The organism is Pseudomonas sp. R38(2017), from assembly GCF_002112395.1.
Lineage (GTDB): Bacteria > Pseudomonadota > Gammaproteobacteria > Pseudomonadales > Pseudomonadaceae > Aquipseudomonas.
In genome coordinates this window covers 67747-83272 of the sequence record NZ_NEHN01000006.1, presented here as the reverse complement: position 1 = coordinate 83272, position 15526 = coordinate 67747, and the positions used below count along the sequence as shown (strand labels likewise).

Here is a 15526-nt window from a genome sequence, read left to right as displayed (position 1 = left end):
AAGGGCTATCACTGGAACCGATAACGGGCCAGGCGCCATCTCCCCGGTCAATACAATACAGTGAAGATGCGCGTTATGACTCGCAGGTCACGCTATTTTGCCGAATCGGTGCAGATCGGGTTATTCGACCAGCGACCAGTCCAGCGGCGTACCGCGTTTGATCGGCGCGCGCGCGCGGCGGCCGAGGACGGCGTCGGTGTGCTTGGGCGGCAGACCGAGACCGGGACGAATGGCGCGCAGATTGGCCACCGTGAAGGGCTCACCGGCCGCCATATCGGCCGTGACGTACAGCGACCGACGGTAAACCAAAGACTTTTTCTCAGCCTCGGTCACGCCGTAATGCACCTGGCCCATGGCCTGCCAGGCGCGCTCGGTTTCGACCACCAGGCTGGCCATTTCCGCGGGCTCCAGCGAGAAACTTGCGTCCACCCCGCCCGCCGCGCGATCAAGGGTGAAGTGCTTTTCAACCACGGTAGCCCCGAGCGCCACAGCGGCCACCGACACACCAACGCCCATCGAATGATCGGATAGCCCCACCTGACAGCCGAACAGCTCACGCAGATGCGGGATGGTGCGCACATTGCTGTTGAGCGGTGTCGCCGGGTAGGTGCTGGTGCACTTGAGCAGCACCAGATCCTTGCACCCGGCTTCACGGGCCGCGCGCACGGTTTCGTCGAGCTCGGCGATGCTGGCCATGCCGGTGGAAATGATCAGCGGTTTGCCGGTGGCCGCCACACGGCGAATCAGCGGCAGATCCGTGTTTTCGAAACTGGCGATCTTGTAAGCCGGCACGTCGAGGCTTTCGAGAAAGTCCACGGCGCTGTCATCGAACGGCGTCGAAAACGCGAGCAGGCCCAGCTCTTTGGCCCGAGCAAAGATCGGAGCGTGCCATTCCCAAGGGGTGTGGGCCTTATCGTACAGGTCGTAAAGGGACGTGCCGGCCCACAGGCTGTTCGGATCCTTGATGAAGAATTCGCCTTCCGCCAGATCCAGGGTCATGGTTTCAGCGGTGTAGGTTTGCAGCTTCAAGGCATGGGCACCGGCCTTGGCCGCCGCCTCGACAATCTGCAAGGCGACGTCCAGCGACTGGTTATGGTTGCCGCTCATTTCGGCAATGATGAACGGCGGTGCGTCGGCACCGATCAGGCGATCGCCAATCTTGAAACTGTTCATGAACGGTGTTCCTTCAAATCCTTGGTGAACGCGCAGGCACTTTGGGTGAACCCGGCGTCACGAAATACATTCAATGAGGCCTGATTGGCCGGCAAGACCTGTGCGCTGATCGCGTTCATCTGCGGCCAGTGCGTCGTGGCGAACGCCTCGCCCCTCGTCAGCAGCGCCCTGCCCCAGCCGAGACCGAATCGCCCCTCCAGCAGATACAGCGAAACCTCGGCCTCGAAACCGCGCAGATCGTAGCGCAACACACCGACCGGGCCGTCATCGGCCTCGGCGACCAACAACAGTCGTTGAGGATTGCGCAGAATGGCGTTCAACCAGTTCAGATGCTGCGACCACTCGATCGCGCCGCTTTCCAGCGACCAGCGACGCACCGCTTCGGCATTGCGCCCATCAAACAGCAACTGCGCATCGTCCAGTGTTGCCTCACGCATCTTGAGCACTGCCCCCGCCAATGCCGCGGCGACCCGCAATGCCCCACGCCCGTCGACCAGTTGCCGCGAACGCTCGGCCAGGCTCTGGCGCAGATAAAAATTGTCGACGACAAAACCGATGGCATCACGCAGTTGCTCGACGCTCACCCGCTCCCGTGCGCCCATGAACACATGGGCGCCGGCCGCCGCCATCACCTCGCCATTGTTCTGCTGGTTGTTCGACACGGCAATGCAGATCGTCGGCAGACCCATGGCCGCGCGCTCCCAGCTGGTGCCACCACCGGCGCCGATGAACAGGTCGGCTTCGGTCATGCGGCGATGGAAATCGCTGACGAAACTGTGCAGACGCCAGTTCGGCCGCGTCTCGGCCAGTGCCTGCATCTCTGCCCATGCCGGGTTGTCGGCACCCGCGACAAAGTCCACTTCAAGCCCGGAAAAATTCGCCAGCGCCAGCATCGCGTGATGGGTCTGCCGGGCAGCGTCGAAGCCGCCGAAATTCACCAGTACCCGCCGCGTCACGGGTTTGATCTCGATGGGCGGGCCGCTGAACTCTTCGCGCAGCATGGCAAAGCGTGGGCCAAGCAACGTCCGGCAGCCTGCCGGCAGCAGCGGCTGATAGTTTTCACTGAGGCCGGAGAGATTCTGATTGAGCAGCAGTTCAACGCTATAGCGACGGGTCGCCAGATCGTCCACGGCGGCGATCCGTGGTGCGAAACGCCGGGCAGCGGTCTGCCAGTGATGGTCGAGGCCGTAATGGTCGGCGATGACCCAGTCGAATTCGGCCTGCCCTTCCAGCTGCGTCGCCAATGCATCGATATCCGCCTGCCACGGCAGCATCGATTCGATGGCCTGCTCCGGGTCTTCACCGGCGTAGCGATCCGGCAACGCAAAAGTCTCGAAACCTTCACTCTGCAACGCATCGAGCCGATGGCCCGGCAAACGACGACAGGCGAACGCGACATGACTGCCTTGCGTGCGCAGTACTCGCGCCAGCGTCAGGCAACGGGCGATGTGGCCGCTGCCGATGGTCGGCGAGGCGTCGGCGCGGATCAGCACTCTCATTGCAGTTCCCCGCCGGCCTTGAGTGCGGCATAGAGGTATTCGGCGCGTTTCCAGTCTTCAGCGGTGTCGATGTCCTGCACCAGATGCCGGGGCAGGATCACCGGCAGGCTGGCCGGCGAATACAGAATCTCGCCACGCAACCAGGCCTCGCTGCGGCCCCAGTAGAACTGGCCGGCATCCTGATAGGCCGCGGGCAGATCCTGCGAACGGGTATTGCGAAACTCGGGGTACATCGCCGTCAGCGCACCCTGCCCGTCGAGGGTCAAGGCACGCTGTACCGGAAAGCCGAAATCGGTGACCGAAAAAGCAAAGGACTTGTCGGGCTGCTGCTCCAGCAACTCAAGCCCTTGGCGCAGAAAGCGAGCCTGCAACAACGGCGCCGTGGCGTACACGCAGCAGGCGTAATCAAAGTGCGGCAGTTGCTGCAAGGCATGCACGATCACCGCTGCGGTGCCGGTGAAGTCATCGGCCAGATCCGCCGGTCGCAAGAACGGCACCTGCGCACCATGAGCCTGTGCCAGCTCGGCAATCTCCTCGTCATCGGTGCTGACCACCACCTGGTCGAACACCCCCGAATCCAGTGCCGTGCGAATCGAACGGGCAATCATCGGCACACCGTCGAACGGTTTGAGATTCTTGCGCGGAATGCGTTTGCTTCCGCCACGGGCCGGGATGATTGCGACGTTGCTCAAGGGCGTTTTTCCAGCAGGAACCAAGTGACATCGTCCAGCGGGAATTGCGGATCACGGTGATAACCAAAACCGTAATCCAGCAGTTGCAGATCCGGATAGCGATCGAGCATTTCCCCGGCGAAATCACGCTTGAACAGCTTGCCGCTGTTGCCGCGATAGGACACTTCCACCGGCGACGGATTGTAGTATTCGGCGATCAGAATGTAGCGCTGGCTCAACTCGTACAACTGCGCATAAGCGGTCGACAACAGCTCCGGGGCCAGATGAATCAGCACGCCTTTGCTGAGCGTCAGGTCGTATTGGCGCTCCCGGGGAAAGTCGAACAGCGAGCCGTGCCAGATGTTGGCGATGTCCAGCGCCCGGGCCTGTGCACAGGCGCTGGCGTTGATTTCGACACCGAACAGTTTGCAGCGCGGCAGCAATTGACGCAGCGCCTGCAAGTTGTTGCCGGCGTTGGTGCCCAGTTCCAGCAGGCTGTCGATCCGCCCGGCTCGCGTCAGCGCCTTGGCGAACAACGCCAGATTGGCGGCCACCAGCGGTTGCCCGACATTGCGGTCAACGTACTGATTGCCGAATTCGCCCTGCCAGAATTGTTCCTGTTCGCTCAGATCACGCATTGCCGTTTTCCATCCACCGCCGCAGCGGCACTCATTCAGTCAATCGACGCAATTGCTCGACCACGTAATCCTGCTGCTTATCGCTCAGCAACGGAAACAACGGCAGGCTGATCGCTTCGGCGTAATAACGCTCGGCTTCGGGAAAATCTCCCTCGGCGAAACCCAGTTCACGATAGTACGGCTGCAGATGCACCGGAATGTAGTGCAGGTTCACGCCGATGCCGGCCGCGCGCAAGCCTTCGAACACCTGGCGGTGGCTGAGGCTGACGCGCTCGGTCTGCAAGCGCACCACGTAAAGGTGCCAGGCAGATTCGGCGTCCGGCTGGAGGCTCGGCACGCTGACCGGCAAGTACGCCAGCAAACGGTCGTAACGTGCTGCCAGCTCCCGGCGACGGGCAATGAAGTCGTCCAGTTTGCCCAGCTGTGACAGGCCCAGCGCCGCTTGCAGGTCGGTGATCCGGTAGTTGAAGCCCAGCTCGACCTGCTGGTAATACCACGGCCCGTGGCTGGGCTCGGTCATCTGCTGCGGATCGCGGGTCATGCCGTGGCTGCGCAGGCGTTGCAGACGCTCGGCCAGTTCCGGGCGATTAGTCAGCACCATACCTCCTTCGCCGCTGGTGATGATCTTCACCGGGTGGAAGCTGAACACCGTCATCGCCGCGAATTCACCACAACCCACCGGACGCCCGGCATAGCTGGCGCCGACGGCGTGGGAGGCGTCTTCGATCACGGTGAAGTTGTAGCGCTCGGCCAGTTCGGCGATTCGCCGCATGTCACAGCTCTGCCCGGAAAACGCCACCGCCACCAGCACTTTGGGCAAGGTGCCGTCACGCTCGGCGGCATCGAGTTTGCTGGCCAGCACCTCGGTATCGAGGTTCCAGGTCAACGGATCGATGTCCACGAAGTCAACGTCGGCGCCGCAGTATCGGCCGCAGTTGGCCGACGCGAGAAAGGTGTTCGGCGTGGTCCACAAGCGGTCGCCCGCTCCCAGCCCCGCCGCCAGACAGGCAATGTGCAGCGCCGCCGTGGCGTTGCACACCGCGACCGCGAAATCCGCCTGGCAACGCTCGGCCATCGCCTGTTCGAAGCGCTCGATGGTCGGGCCTTGAGTGAGCCAGTCGGACTGCAACACCTCGACCACCGCGTCGATGTCCGTCTGGTCGAGGCTTTGCCGACCGTAGGGAATCATACCGACAGCTTCGCGTGCAGGTCGGCGATCTGCCCCACCGACAGGAAGTGCGGATTGGTGTCAGAGCGGTACTCAAAGTCCTCGCCCACCGGCCGCCCGCGCTCGCCAAGTTTATCGACGGCGAAATCCACATCGACGCTGGTGAAGCGGATCGAAGGCTGGATGGTGTAGTGATCTTCGAACTCCAGGGTCATCCGCGCATCGTCCAGCGGCACCATCAGTTCGTGCAGCTTCTCGCCGGGACGGATGCCGACGTTCTTGTGCGGCAGGTGCTCGGCCATGCCGCGCGCCAGATCGACCACGCGGATCGACGGAATCTTCGGCACGAACACTTCGCCGCCGTGCATCCGCGCAAAACTATCGAGCACAAATTGCACGCCGTGATCGAGGGTGATCCAGAAGCGGGTCATGCGCTCGTCGGTGATCGGCAGTTCGGTCGCGCCATCGGCAATCAGTTTGCTGAAAAACGGCACCACCGAGCCGCGCGAACCGGCGACGTTGCCGTAGCGCACCACGGCGAAACGCGTCTGCTGTTCGCCGGCGATGTTGTTGGCCGCGACGAACAACTTGTCCGACAGCAACTTGGTGGCGCCGTACAGGTTGATCGGGCTCGCGGCCTTGTCGGTGGACAGCGCGACGACTTTCTTCACGCCGTTGTCGATGGCGGCGGCGATGATGTTTTCCGCGCCGTTGACGTTGGTGCGGATGCATTCGGTCGGGTTGTATTCCGCCGCCGGCACCTGCTTCAACGCCGCGGCATGCACCACGTAATCGATGCCGCGCATGGCCTGACGCAAACGATCGGCGTCGCGCACGTCACCGAGGAAGTAACGCATGCACGGCGCGTTGAACGTCTGCTGCATTTCGTATTGCTTGAGCTCATCCCGAGAGAACACCACCACGCGCTTGGGCTGGTATTGCTCGAGCAGGCGCGCGATGAACTTGCGCCCGAACGAGCCGGTGCCACCGGAGATGAAAATCGATTTACCGTTGAACATGTCTTGAGTCCCGTTCCCTGTCGACCTAGGCGATCAACTGTGCCCAGTTCAGCGAAGCGCTTTCATCCAGGACAAACCCTTTGCCGACCAGGCTCAGGTTGGCGTTGTACGCCGAATCGCCCGCAAACGCGCCAGACCATTTCTCACGCAGTGCCTGCAGTGCTTGCGGCGTCTGCGCCTGATGACCGGAATGAATCACCTGGACCAGCGGCGTCCAGACGGTGAGGAAACCGGCCTGGCCCGCCTTCAGGCACAAATCGACATCGCTGTAACCGTCGGCGAATGCCTGTTCATCCAGGCCACCCAGCGCATCGAACAGTTCCTTGCGCACCATCAGGCAGACGCCCGATACCGCCGAGTAGTTCTGCTCCACCGCCAGGCGATGCATGTAACCGTTGGCGTCGTGTTTCTCGCCGACAAAGGCAGAACCTACGCCGCCATTCAAGCCGAGAATCAGACCCGCCTGGGAGATCTTGCCGTCACGGTCGACCAGTTTCGCACCGACGATACCGACCTCCGGCCGCAGGGCATGATTGAGCAACTGCTCGATCCAGTTCGGGTTGACCACTTCACCATCGGCCGCCATCAGCACCAGGAACTCGCCCTGTGCCTCCTGGCTGGCAGCATTGCACAGAGCCACGTCGCTCAGGACCTGCTCGGCGCGCAGCACGCGGACCTTGGCGTTGCGCAGGGTTCCCAGCCAGTCATTGACGTCAGCCGAGAGATTCGGATTGGCCGCGATCAACACTTCATAACGGGTGTAGCGCGTTCTGAGCAAAATACCTTCCAGGCAACGCTGCAGTGCCGGCAGATCATCACTGGCCGGCAGGATAACCGATACCAGCGGCTGCTCGGTGTGACGGTAGTCGACCTGATAGGTGCCAGGTTGCGTCGAGGTAATCTTGGCCTTGTAGCCGCGATTGCCCAGATGCCGCAGCAGGGCCTGACGCTCGTCGGCGTTTTCTTCCGGTTCCGCTGCCCGGGAAATCAGCAACGGTTCATCAAGGTGCGCCAGACCATTGAGACCGCCCTGCTCGATGATGCGCAGCAGCAGATCGAACTCCAGCGCTTTGCTGAAATCGGCCTGGTAGCCGCCGGCCTCGACCAGCACGTCACGGCGGATCAGCCAATGCCGAGCCATCTGTGCCGGCAGGCTTTGCAGCAGGTCAAGGTTGAAGCCCGGACGGAAAGCATCGATCAATGCGCCTTCGGCGGTGCGCTGGATTTCGTCGGTGGCCACGGCACGGCATTCACCGGCCGACATCAGTTCCAGGCCGGCGCGCAACAGACCGCCCGCCGTGAACTCGTCGCCAGCCTCTGCCAGCAGCAGCCAGTCGCAAGGCGATTGGCGCACGCTCAGATTCAACTTGTCGACGAAGTTACTCTGGGTGACTCGCACAAAGTGCAAGGTGTTCTGCGCGGTGGTTGCTGCCAGTGGCTCTCCGGTGGTGAACACCACCACTTTGAACGCCTTGCTGTGACCTTCGAGCAAGCTATCCAGGGTGACCTGCAACTTGTCGATGTCGTTATCCAGATCGAGCAGGAAAATGCCGAACTGAGGGCCGCCGCCATTCGCCGCCAGGTGACGGGCAATCGCCTGGGCCTGCTCGGTGTCGGGCTGACGTGCATCGAGCCATTTAAGCAAGCGCCCGGTGCGCATCTTGCTGAATGCAGCCTGATTGCCTTCCAGGGAAACCGCTTCGAGTCGAGCGATCCAGTCGCTCAGTTTTTTGGCGTCCTCATCCTCGCCCAGCAACTGCAATTGAGCGATCAGGCGTTTAATCACGGTGCGGTTGAAAACGTTGCTGTCGTGAGCCTGCCACAGACGATCCACCACGCTTTCCGCGGTGTCGTTGTTGCGGGCCAGCATCAGGCTCTCCTGACGGGCCCAGATGCCTTCCAGCCCTTGCAACTGAATGCGCCCGGCCGGCATGGCATGCAGGAGAAACTCGAACTGGGTGAGCTGATCGAAAAACGCCTGATTGTAGAACGGCATTTCAACGTACTGACGCGGCCCGAAACGACGCTGCGGACCGGCTTCGATATCCGTCCAGGCTGACTCGATAATCAGCTCGGCGGTCAATGCGCGACCAGTGCGCAGGCTGTCGGCCAGGGCCTCGAAACTCTCCAGGACAAACTGTTTGCCCTGCTGCGGGTCCTGATGTTCGACCTGGGTCGGCAGGCCGGCCAGGAATGCGGCGAAGGCTTCGCGCTCGGACACCGACCTGGCGTCGGTGTAAGCCAGCGAGTGGAAGATCTCGGTGTTGTGATCGGAGTGCTGGTAGTTGATTTCCCGAACGACATAAGGGATCGGCAAAATGCGTGCCTTGCCCCGCGCCAGCATGTAATAGGTGTGACCGACTTCCTGCCACTGGAAGATCGTGTCTTCCGGCAGCGCGTCATACCAGTCGCGCAGCACCTGCGTGCGCTGCACCGCATAAAACGGCGGGAGGTACTGCGACATGTAATCCAGCAGACGATCCTGGGCACGATCGGACGCGTAGTCTTCGCAGACTTTCTTGTCACGCCGGTAGTAGCTGACGCCGTTGGCCAGCGTCAGGTACATCATGCTGTAGCCGTGGCAAAGGCTGTAGTCGGGATTGGCCTGCATGAAGGCAACAGCTTCATGCAAGGCATCGTGGACCAGGAAATCATCGTCGGCGGCGAACACCATGTAGGGCGTCTGCAACTGCTGAACACCGTAGGCCAGCTTGGCACGAATGCCCCAATAGCCGAACTGCGGAAGGTGCTGATAATCCACGTTGGTGAATTGCCCGGCCACGCCCGGCAGCGCCTCGGCGGACGAGTCGAGCACCAGGATCCGGCACGGCAGTGTGCTGTAGAAACGCACGGCCCTGCGCAGAAACGCCGGGCGTTCGTGAGAGATCAGCACAACGGTCAACTGGTCGTTGAGTGCCACACCGTGTTCAGAAGTGTTCTTGCCTTGCATATTTTCCCCACAAGCGGCGAGTCGCCGAAAACTCTGCGTTGTTTGTCGATTAACGTACGCGGCGCAGATAACCATCCGGCGCGACTGTGATCAGCAACTTGCTGTGAATGGCCTGGTCGATCTCGAAATCGCGGTTCTCTTCCAGGTACGCCCACACGGCGGTTTTCGGGTTGTCACCCTTGCCCCATGGACGATCCGGAAAGGCGTCTTCCGGCATGTCTTCGACCACGGTGTCCATGACCACGCAGTAGCTGCCCACCGACACCAGCGGTGCATAGAGGCGCAGTTCCTCGAGGACGTGCTCGTGGGTATGGTTGGAGTCCAGCACCACCAGCACCTTCTTGCCCTGCACGCGCTCGCGGACCTGGTCGACGATGGCCTGATCGATGCTCGAACCCTGGATCATGCTGATGCGTTTGAACATCGGATGCGCTTCGATGGCTTCACGGTTGTGCTGACGAATGTCGATGTCGACACCCAGCACTTCACCATGACCGATCAGCTCCAGGATCGAGGCGTAGAACACCAGCGAACCGCCGTGGGCGATACCGGTTTCAACGATCACGTCCGGACGCAGGTTCCAGATGATTTCCTGCATGGCGACCATGTCCTGCGGGAACTGGATGATCGGCCGGCCCATCCAGCTGAAGTTGTAGGTGTATTTGTGTTTGGCAGTGGTGCCGACCCAGTCCAGGGACTCGGTTTGCAATGCTTTGTCTTTCTGCAGGCCTTCGATGTTGGCCTTCACTTCTTCGCGAAACTGCTCATGTGGATTCATTGCGACTCTCCAAAAATTCGGGAAAACGGCTTACTTGAACACCTTGGCGTCCGGGTAAGGCACCGTGTTGTTCTTGATGATCCTGGCGGGATTACCCACCACGACCGAAAAATCCGGGACATCTTTCGTCACCACGGCGCCAGCGCCGATGGTCACCCAGCGACCGATGCGCAGGCGCGGCAGAATCGTGGCGTTGGTACCGATAAAGGTGCCGTCACCGATCTCCACGCAGCCGGCGATACACACGCCGGGTGCCATGAACACCGAGTGGCCGATCTTTCCTTCATGCCCCACCACACTGCCGGCGCTGATGCTGGTGTTGTCGCCGAGTTCGACTTCGGCCTGCATCAACACGCCTTCCTGCAGGTAACTGCCCTGCCCCATGCGAATCATGCTCAGGTCGATACCGGGATGAATGAACTGACCCAATTGCGCGCCGGCCTCTACCAACTGGCAGGTGGTTTCGTAGCGTAAACGGGTACTGCCGGTGATCAGATTGACGAAGCGCACATCCGGCCCATTTAGCTCGGCCACCCGATCCGAACCGCCGACCACCGGCACGCCGTAAAACAGCGTGCCTTGCTTGCGCGGATCGTTGTCGAGAAACGCAAACTCGATGTTCGGCGTGCTGCGCTTGACGGCTTGCAGCATGCGCACCGCTTCCGGGTTGGCGGCGCCCAGCAGATACATCTTCACGGTGCGTTCCTGCTGGCCAGCAAGTCGAGCACCACTTGCACCACGCGCTGCTGATCGGCGTCAGTCATTTCGTGATAACTCGGCAGATTGAAAGCGCGCTCCGGCAGGGCGAAGGACACCGGGGTGTCAACGTTGTGCTCGCTGAACATCGGCAGCGTCGACAGCGGCCAGAAAAATACTCGGGCATCGATGTCGGCGACCTGGAACGCCGCGATCAGTTGCTCGCGATGGATACCGGTATCGGCATCGAACACCACGGTCGGCATCCAGTAACCGTTGCGCCCGTGAGCCGGTTCGGGATTGAGCGACACGCCCGGCACGCCTTCCAGCGCCTGCGCATAGTTGGCAAAGATCGCCCGTTTGCGCGCGATCAACTCTTCGATGCGCTCGACCTGCGCGCAGCCGACCGCCGCCTGCAGGTTGCTCATCTTGTATTTGAAACCGACGAATTCCGGCCAGAACTGCTTTGTGCAACCCGCTACACGGCCATGGTTGGACAGGGTCAGCACGCGCTCATACAAGGCCTTGTCCGAGGTGACGAACATACCGCCCTCGCCGGTGGTCATGGTCTTGGTGCCATGGAACGAAAACGCACCGAAGGCCCCCAGCGAACCAGCAGCCTTGCCACGCCACTGCGAACCGATGGCTTCGGCGGCGTCCTCGATCACCGGAATGCCGAACTCCTTGCCGATGGCCAGCAAGGCATCCATGTCACACAGGTTGCCGTACAGGTGCACCGCCAGAATGGCTTTGGTTTGCGGAGAAATGGCGTTGCGGACCTGCTGCGGATCGAGGCACCAGCTGTCGGCCAGGACATCGACAAACACCGGTGTGGCACCCAGGTAGGTGATCGGTGCCGCCGAGGCAATCCAGTTGGTGTTGGCCAGGATCACTTCGTCGCCGGCACCGATGCCCAATGCCGCCATGCCCATGTGCAGGGCTCCGGTGCAACTGGAAGTAGCGATCGCGTAGGTCGTCCCCAGATGCTCGGCGAAACCGTGCTCGAAACGGGTCAGGTATTCGTAGCAACGCGCGCCCCAGCCGTTCTGCACGGCGTCCAGGGCATATTGCGCTTCGAGTTCGCCGACACTCGGTTTGGTGTAGTGAATTCTGCTCATTGAATGATCAACTCCGGAACGGCGACGACAAAGCGTGCGCCCCATGCTTTGGCCGACGACAACTGCTGCGTCACTTCGCTCAGCAGATTCCACGGCAGAACCAGGATGTAGTCAGGCCGCTCTTGCGCAATGCGCTCGGGCGCCACGATCGGAATGCGGCTGCCCGGCAGGCACTTGCCCTGTTTGTGCGGGTTGGCGTCGGCGACCCAGGCCAACAGATCCGGTTTGACCCCGGCGTAGTTGAGCAACGTGTTGCCCTTGGCGGCGGCGCCGTAGCCGACCACTCGCTTGCCATCGGCCTTGGCCTGCAACAGGAAGCGCAGCAGGTCATGCTTGATGCGTTCGGCGGCCGGCGCCAGCGTGGCGTAGTACTCGGTGGTTTTCACACCTGCGTCGAGTTCGGCCTGCAACTGCTGTTGCACCGCTGGCTGCACGGCGCGGCGTTCGCCGTCCTTGCGCTGCACGAACACCCGCAGCGATCCGCCGTGGGTGCTCAGTTGGCTGACGTCGAACACTTCCAGGCCGTTGCGCTCGCACAACGTCTGCACGGCGGTCAGGGACAGGTAGGAATAGTGTTCGTGGTACAGCGTGTCGAACTGTGCGCCCGCCATCAGCGTCAGCAGTTGCGGGAATTCGAAGGTGGCGACGCCGGTCGGCTTGAGCAGCGCGGCGAAACCGCCGAGGAAGTCATTGATGTCCGGCACATGAGCGAGCACGTTGTTGGCGGCCATCAGGTCGGCGGCCCAGCCTTCGCTTTTCAGCTGTGCGGCGGAGTCGCGACCGAAGAACAGTTCACGAATCTCCAGGCCTTTTTCCCGGGCAGCCTGCGCGGTGCTGCGGGTCGGCTCGACGCCCAGACACGGGATGCCGCGACCGGCGACGTATTGCAGCAGGTAGCCGTCATTGGCGGCAACTTCCACCACCCGGCTGTCGGCGGTCAGGCCGAAGCGCTCGACCATCTCCGCCACATAACGCTCGGCGTGGGCGAGCCAGGTGCTGGAGAACGAACTGAAGTAGGCGTACTCGGCGTCGAACAGGCTGTCGGCGCTGGTGTAATCCTCGGTCTGCACCAGCCAGCATTGCTGGCACACGGCGACCTTCAGCGGCACCCATTGCTCGGCCTGTTCCAGGCGATCGGCATGCACGTAGGCGTTGGACGGTGGCGAGGTGCCGAGGTCGATCAGCGGCAGGCTCAGCGGTGCGGCGCACCCACGGCAATTCATAGACGCACTCCAGCAAAGTGTTGATCGAGCGCGGGATGGCTGGAATCACGCGCTGACAAATTATTGACAGGCAACGGCCAGGCAATCGCCAGCCGTGGATCATTCACCGACAGCCCGCCCTCGTGCTCCGGCGCGTAATCGGCGCTGTGCAGGTAAAGCAGCTCGGCATCGTCGGTAAGGGTCTGGAAACCGTGGGCGAAACCGGCGGGAATCAACAGGCTGCGACCGTCGCCGGCCTTCAGGTGCTCGGCGTGCCAGTGCAGGAAAGTTTCCGAATCCGGGCGCAGGTCCACCGCCACGTCCCACACTTCACCGCGCAGGCAGGTGATCAGCTTGGCTTCCGGCGCATTGGCATTCTGGTAATGCAGACCGCGCACGCTGCCCTTTTCACGGGTGCAGGAATGGTTGATCTGGCGGATATGGAATTCGCTGCCGAACGCTTTCAGGCTGCCCTCGCAGAACAGCCGGGCGAAGTGTCCGCGCTGATCTTCGAAGCGTTTGTGCTGGACGCTGAACAGCCCGGCCAGCGGTAACTGTTTCAAGGAAAACTCGCTCACAGCGCGCCCCGGTACAGGTTCAGTTGGCCGAGGGTCACAGTGCGCATGTCGTCGCCGTTCTGCCACGCCAGGTGCCAGTCGAGGGTCTGGGTCAGGCATTGTTGCAACGACCAGCGCGGTTGCCAGCCGAGCACCTGACGGGCGCGACTGCTGTCCAGACGCAGCAGGCCGGCTTCGTGCAGTTCGCTCGGTTCGATGCGCAGACCACGGGCCTGCGGCCAGCGGTTGGCGAGCAGTTCGACCACTTCGCCGACGCTGCACATGTCCGCTTCGCCCGGACCGAAGTTCCACGCCCCGGCGTATTCCGGACCTTCTTCGTAGAGCCCGGTGGCCAGTTGCAGGTAACCGGCCAGCGGCTCCAGCGCGTGCTGCCACGGACGCACGGCTTGCGGGTAGCGCAGGGTCACCGGCTCGTCTGCCGACCAGGCTTTCAGAACATCGGGAATCAGCCGTTCAGGGGCGAAATCACCACCGCCCAACACATTGCCGGCGCGCGCGGTGGCCAGGGCCAGGCCGTGCTCGGCGTACTTGTCGGCCGGGAAGAACGACGCGGCATAAGACTGCGCCAGCAATTCACAGCAAGCCTTGCTGCTGCTGTAAGGGTCATGCCCACCGAGGGCTTCGTCTTCGCGGTAGGGCCACAGCCATTCCTTGTTGGCGTAGACCTTGTCGGTGGTCACCAGCACGCAGGCCCGCACACAACCGACCTGACGAATCGCCTCGAGCAGGTTCAGGGTGCCCATGACGTTGCTGGAATAGGTGCCGAGCGGATCGCGATAACCTTCGCGCACCAGCGGCTGGGCCGCCAGGTGCAGGACGATCTCCGGCTCGGTGTCGGCGATGATCTCCAGCAAGGCGCCGAGGTCACGCAGGTCGCCGCGCTGGTCGTTGATGCCTTCGTGCACCCGCGCCAGTTCGAACAGGCTCGGCTCGGTCGACGGGTCGAGGGAGAAACCGCTGACTTGCGCGCCGAGGCTTTGCAGCCACAGGGTCAGCCAACTGCCCTTGAAACCGGTGTGCCCGGTGACCAGAACCCGCTTGCCGCGCCAGAATTCAGGACTCAGGCCCATTGCTTCCATGGGGCCTCCCCGCTCTGCCACAGCGCTTCGAGATGGTTCTTGTCGCGCAGGGTGTCCATTGGCTGCCAGAAACCTTCGTGCTGGTAGGCCAACAGTTCACCGCGCTCGGCCAGACCGTCCAGCGGGCCGGATTCCCACGAGGTCGAATCACCTTCGATCAGCGGCAGGACTTTCGGTGACAGCACGAAGAAACCGCCGTTGATCCAGCCACCGTCACCCCGCGGTTTTTCGGTGAACCCGAGTACCCGGTCACCGTCGCGATCCAGAGCACCATAGCGGCCCGGTGGCTGCACGGCAGTCACTGTAGCCAGTTTGCCGTGGGTCAGATGGAAGTCGACCAGTGCGCTGATGTTCAGATCCGAAACGCCGTCGCCGTAGGTGAAGCAGAAGGCTTTTTCGTCTTCCAGATAGCGCGACACCCGGCGCAGACGGCCACCGGTCATGGTTTCCTCACCCGTGTCCACCAGCGTCACGCGCCATGGCTCACTGTAGTTCTGGTGAACATCCATGCGGTTTTCACGCATGTCGAAGGTCACGTCGGAGGTATGCAGGAAGTAGTTGGCGAAGAAGTCTTTGATCGCGTAGCCCTTGTAGCCGAGGCAAATCACGAAGTCGTGAATTCCGTGGGCGGAATACTGTTTCATGATGTGCCAGAGAATTGGCTTGCCACCGATCTCGATCATCGGTTTCGGCTTGAGGTGCGACTCTTCACTGATGCGCGTGCCCAGGCCACCCGCCAAAATAACTGCCTTCATGGTCTCCCCTCTCGTTCGTCACAGGGCTGCGCGTGGCTTTCCAAGCTTTGCGGCCGTCTGGCTAAACCTTTCTGCCGGTCCGGGCGTCGGGGCAATGGCCGCGAGCGCTCGTTTTATGGCGATTTGAGGGGGACTTGCAGGAAACGCGCCAGCTCCACCGGCACTGCGTCGATGGGGACACGGGCATGAAAAAAGGGATGAG

The 15526-nt window shown here is 61.9% G+C and carries 14 protein-coding genes; all 14 read right to left on the bottom strand.

The features are described 5' to 3' along the window. Window positions 1-120: 120 nt before the first annotated feature. From pseI to rfbF, 14 genes are read right to left on the bottom strand one after another with little or no spacing between them, the layout of a single operon-like run. Window positions 121-1173, bottom strand: coding sequence for a pseudaminic acid synthase (gene pseI / locus CAF87_RS16395; protein ID WP_085733758.1), 1053 nt, complete (start codon window positions 1171-1173; stop codon window positions 121-123). Then, window positions 1170-2672 carry a UDP-2,4-diacetamido-2,4,6-trideoxy-beta-L-altropyranose hydrolase gene (gene pseG / locus CAF87_RS16390; protein WP_085733759.1) on the bottom strand — a complete coding sequence of 501 codons (1503 nt, stop codon included), beginning with the start codon at window positions 2670-2672 and terminating at the stop codon, window positions 1170-1172. Before pseG ends, pseI begins: the two co-directional genes overlap by 4 nt. Then, window positions 2669-3364, bottom strand: coding sequence for a pseudaminic acid cytidylyltransferase (gene pseF, locus CAF87_RS16385; protein ID WP_085733760.1), 696 nt, complete (start codon window positions 3362-3364; stop codon window positions 2669-2671). Before pseF ends, pseG begins: the two co-directional genes overlap by 4 nt. Next, window positions 3361-3981: a pseudaminic acid biosynthesis-associated methylase gene (locus tag CAF87_RS16380; protein ID WP_085733761.1), complete on the bottom strand. Its 621-nt coding sequence runs from the start codon at window positions 3979-3981 to the stop codon at window positions 3361-3363. Before CAF87_RS16380 ends, pseF begins: the two co-directional genes overlap by 4 nt. Window positions 3982-4012: 31 nt before the next feature. Then, entirely contained in the window at window positions 4013-5170 is a 1158-nt protein-coding gene (pseC, locus tag CAF87_RS16375; RefSeq protein ID WP_085733762.1) for a UDP-4-amino-4,6-dideoxy-N-acetyl-beta-L-altrosamine transaminase, read from the bottom strand. Continuing rightward, the gene (gene pseB, locus CAF87_RS16370; protein ID WP_085733763.1) at window positions 5167-6168 is read right to left on the bottom strand and encodes a UDP-N-acetylglucosamine 4,6-dehydratase (inverting); all 1002 of its coding nucleotides are present in this window, start codon (window positions 6166-6168) and stop codon (window positions 5167-5169) included. The genes pseC and pseB overlap by 4 nt, the downstream gene beginning before the upstream one ends. A 25-nt stretch (window positions 6169-6193) precedes the next feature. Continuing rightward, window positions 6194-9118: a TIGR00180 family glycosyltransferase gene (locus CAF87_RS16365; protein ID WP_085733764.1), complete on the bottom strand. Its 2925-nt coding sequence runs from the start codon at window positions 9116-9118 to the stop codon at window positions 6194-6196. Between the two features lie 49 nt (window positions 9119-9167). After that, window positions 9168-9896: a cephalosporin hydroxylase family protein gene (locus CAF87_RS16360; protein WP_085733765.1), complete on the bottom strand. Its 729-nt coding sequence runs from the start codon at window positions 9894-9896 to the stop codon at window positions 9168-9170. A gap of 30 nt (window positions 9897-9926) precedes the next feature. Then, window positions 9927-10592, bottom strand: a complete 666-nt coding sequence (locus tag CAF87_RS16355) for an acetyltransferase (protein ID WP_085733766.1) — start codon at window positions 10590-10592, stop codon at window positions 9927-9929. Beyond that, window positions 10589-11710 (bottom strand): DegT/DnrJ/EryC1/StrS aminotransferase family protein, encoded by a 1122-nt coding sequence (locus CAF87_RS16350; RefSeq protein WP_085733767.1) that lies wholly within the window; start codon window positions 11708-11710, stop codon window positions 10589-10591. Before CAF87_RS16350 ends, CAF87_RS16355 begins: the two co-directional genes overlap by 4 nt. Beyond that, window positions 11707-12933, bottom strand: coding sequence for a class I SAM-dependent methyltransferase (locus tag CAF87_RS16345; RefSeq protein ID WP_085733768.1), 1227 nt, complete (start codon window positions 12931-12933; stop codon window positions 11707-11709). Before CAF87_RS16345 ends, CAF87_RS16350 begins: the two co-directional genes overlap by 4 nt. Further along, window positions 12930-13490: a dTDP-4-dehydrorhamnose 3,5-epimerase gene (gene rfbC, locus CAF87_RS16340; protein ID WP_085710436.1), complete on the bottom strand. Its 561-nt coding sequence runs from the start codon at window positions 13488-13490 to the stop codon at window positions 12930-12932. The genes CAF87_RS16345 and rfbC overlap by 4 nt, the downstream gene beginning before the upstream one ends. Further along, window positions 13487-14569, bottom strand: coding sequence for a CDP-glucose 4,6-dehydratase (gene rfbG, locus CAF87_RS16335; RefSeq protein WP_085733769.1), 1083 nt, complete (start codon window positions 14567-14569; stop codon window positions 13487-13489). The genes rfbC and rfbG overlap by 4 nt, the downstream gene beginning before the upstream one ends. Beyond that, complete coding sequence (rfbF, locus tag CAF87_RS16330; protein ID WP_085733770.1) at window positions 14551-15324, bottom strand: glucose-1-phosphate cytidylyltransferase; 774 nt, start codon at window positions 15322-15324, stop codon at window positions 14551-14553. Before rfbF ends, rfbG begins: the two co-directional genes overlap by 19 nt. Between the last annotated feature and the right edge of the window lie 202 nt (window positions 15325-15526).

Bases quoted from the DNA above. Each gene is read 5' to 3' on its own strand.
- CAF87_RS16365 (WP_085733764.1), bottom strand. From the start codon at position 9,118: ATGCAAGGCAAGAACACTTCTGAACACGGTGTGGCACTCAACGACCAG.
- pseG (WP_085733759.1), bottom strand. From the start codon at position 2,672: ATGAGAGTGCTGATCCGCGCCGACGCCTCGCCGACCATCGGCAGCGGC.
- CAF87_RS16380 (WP_085733761.1), bottom strand. From the start codon at position 3,981: ATGCGTGATCTGAGCGAACAGGAACAATTCTGGCAGGGCGAATTCGGC.
- CAF87_RS16345 (WP_085733768.1), bottom strand. From the start codon at position 12,933: ATGAATTGCCGTGGGTGCGCCGCACCGCTGAGCCTGCCGCTGATCGAC.
- pseI (WP_085733758.1), bottom strand. From the start codon at position 1,173: ATGAACAGTTTCAAGATTGGCGATCGCCTGATCGGTGCCGACGCACCG.
- pseB (WP_085733763.1), bottom strand. From the start codon at position 6,168: ATGTTCAACGGTAAATCGATTTTCATCTCCGGTGGCACCGGCTCGTTC.
- pseC (WP_085733762.1), bottom strand. From the start codon at position 5,170: ATGATTCCCTACGGTCGGCAAAGCCTCGACCAGACGGACATCGACGCG.
- CAF87_RS16350 (WP_085733767.1), bottom strand. From the start codon at position 11,710: ATGAGCAGAATTCACTACACCAAACCGAGTGTCGGCGAACTCGAAGCG.
- rfbF (WP_085733770.1), bottom strand. From the start codon at position 15,324: ATGAAGGCAGTTATTTTGGCGGGTGGCCTGGGCACGCGCATCAGTGAA.
- rfbG (WP_085733769.1), bottom strand. From the start codon at position 14,569: ATGGAAGCAATGGGCCTGAGTCCTGAATTCTGGCGCGGCAAGCGGGTT.
- CAF87_RS16360 (WP_085733765.1), bottom strand. From the start codon at position 9,896: ATGAATCCACATGAGCAGTTTCGCGAAGAAGTGAAGGCCAACATCGAA.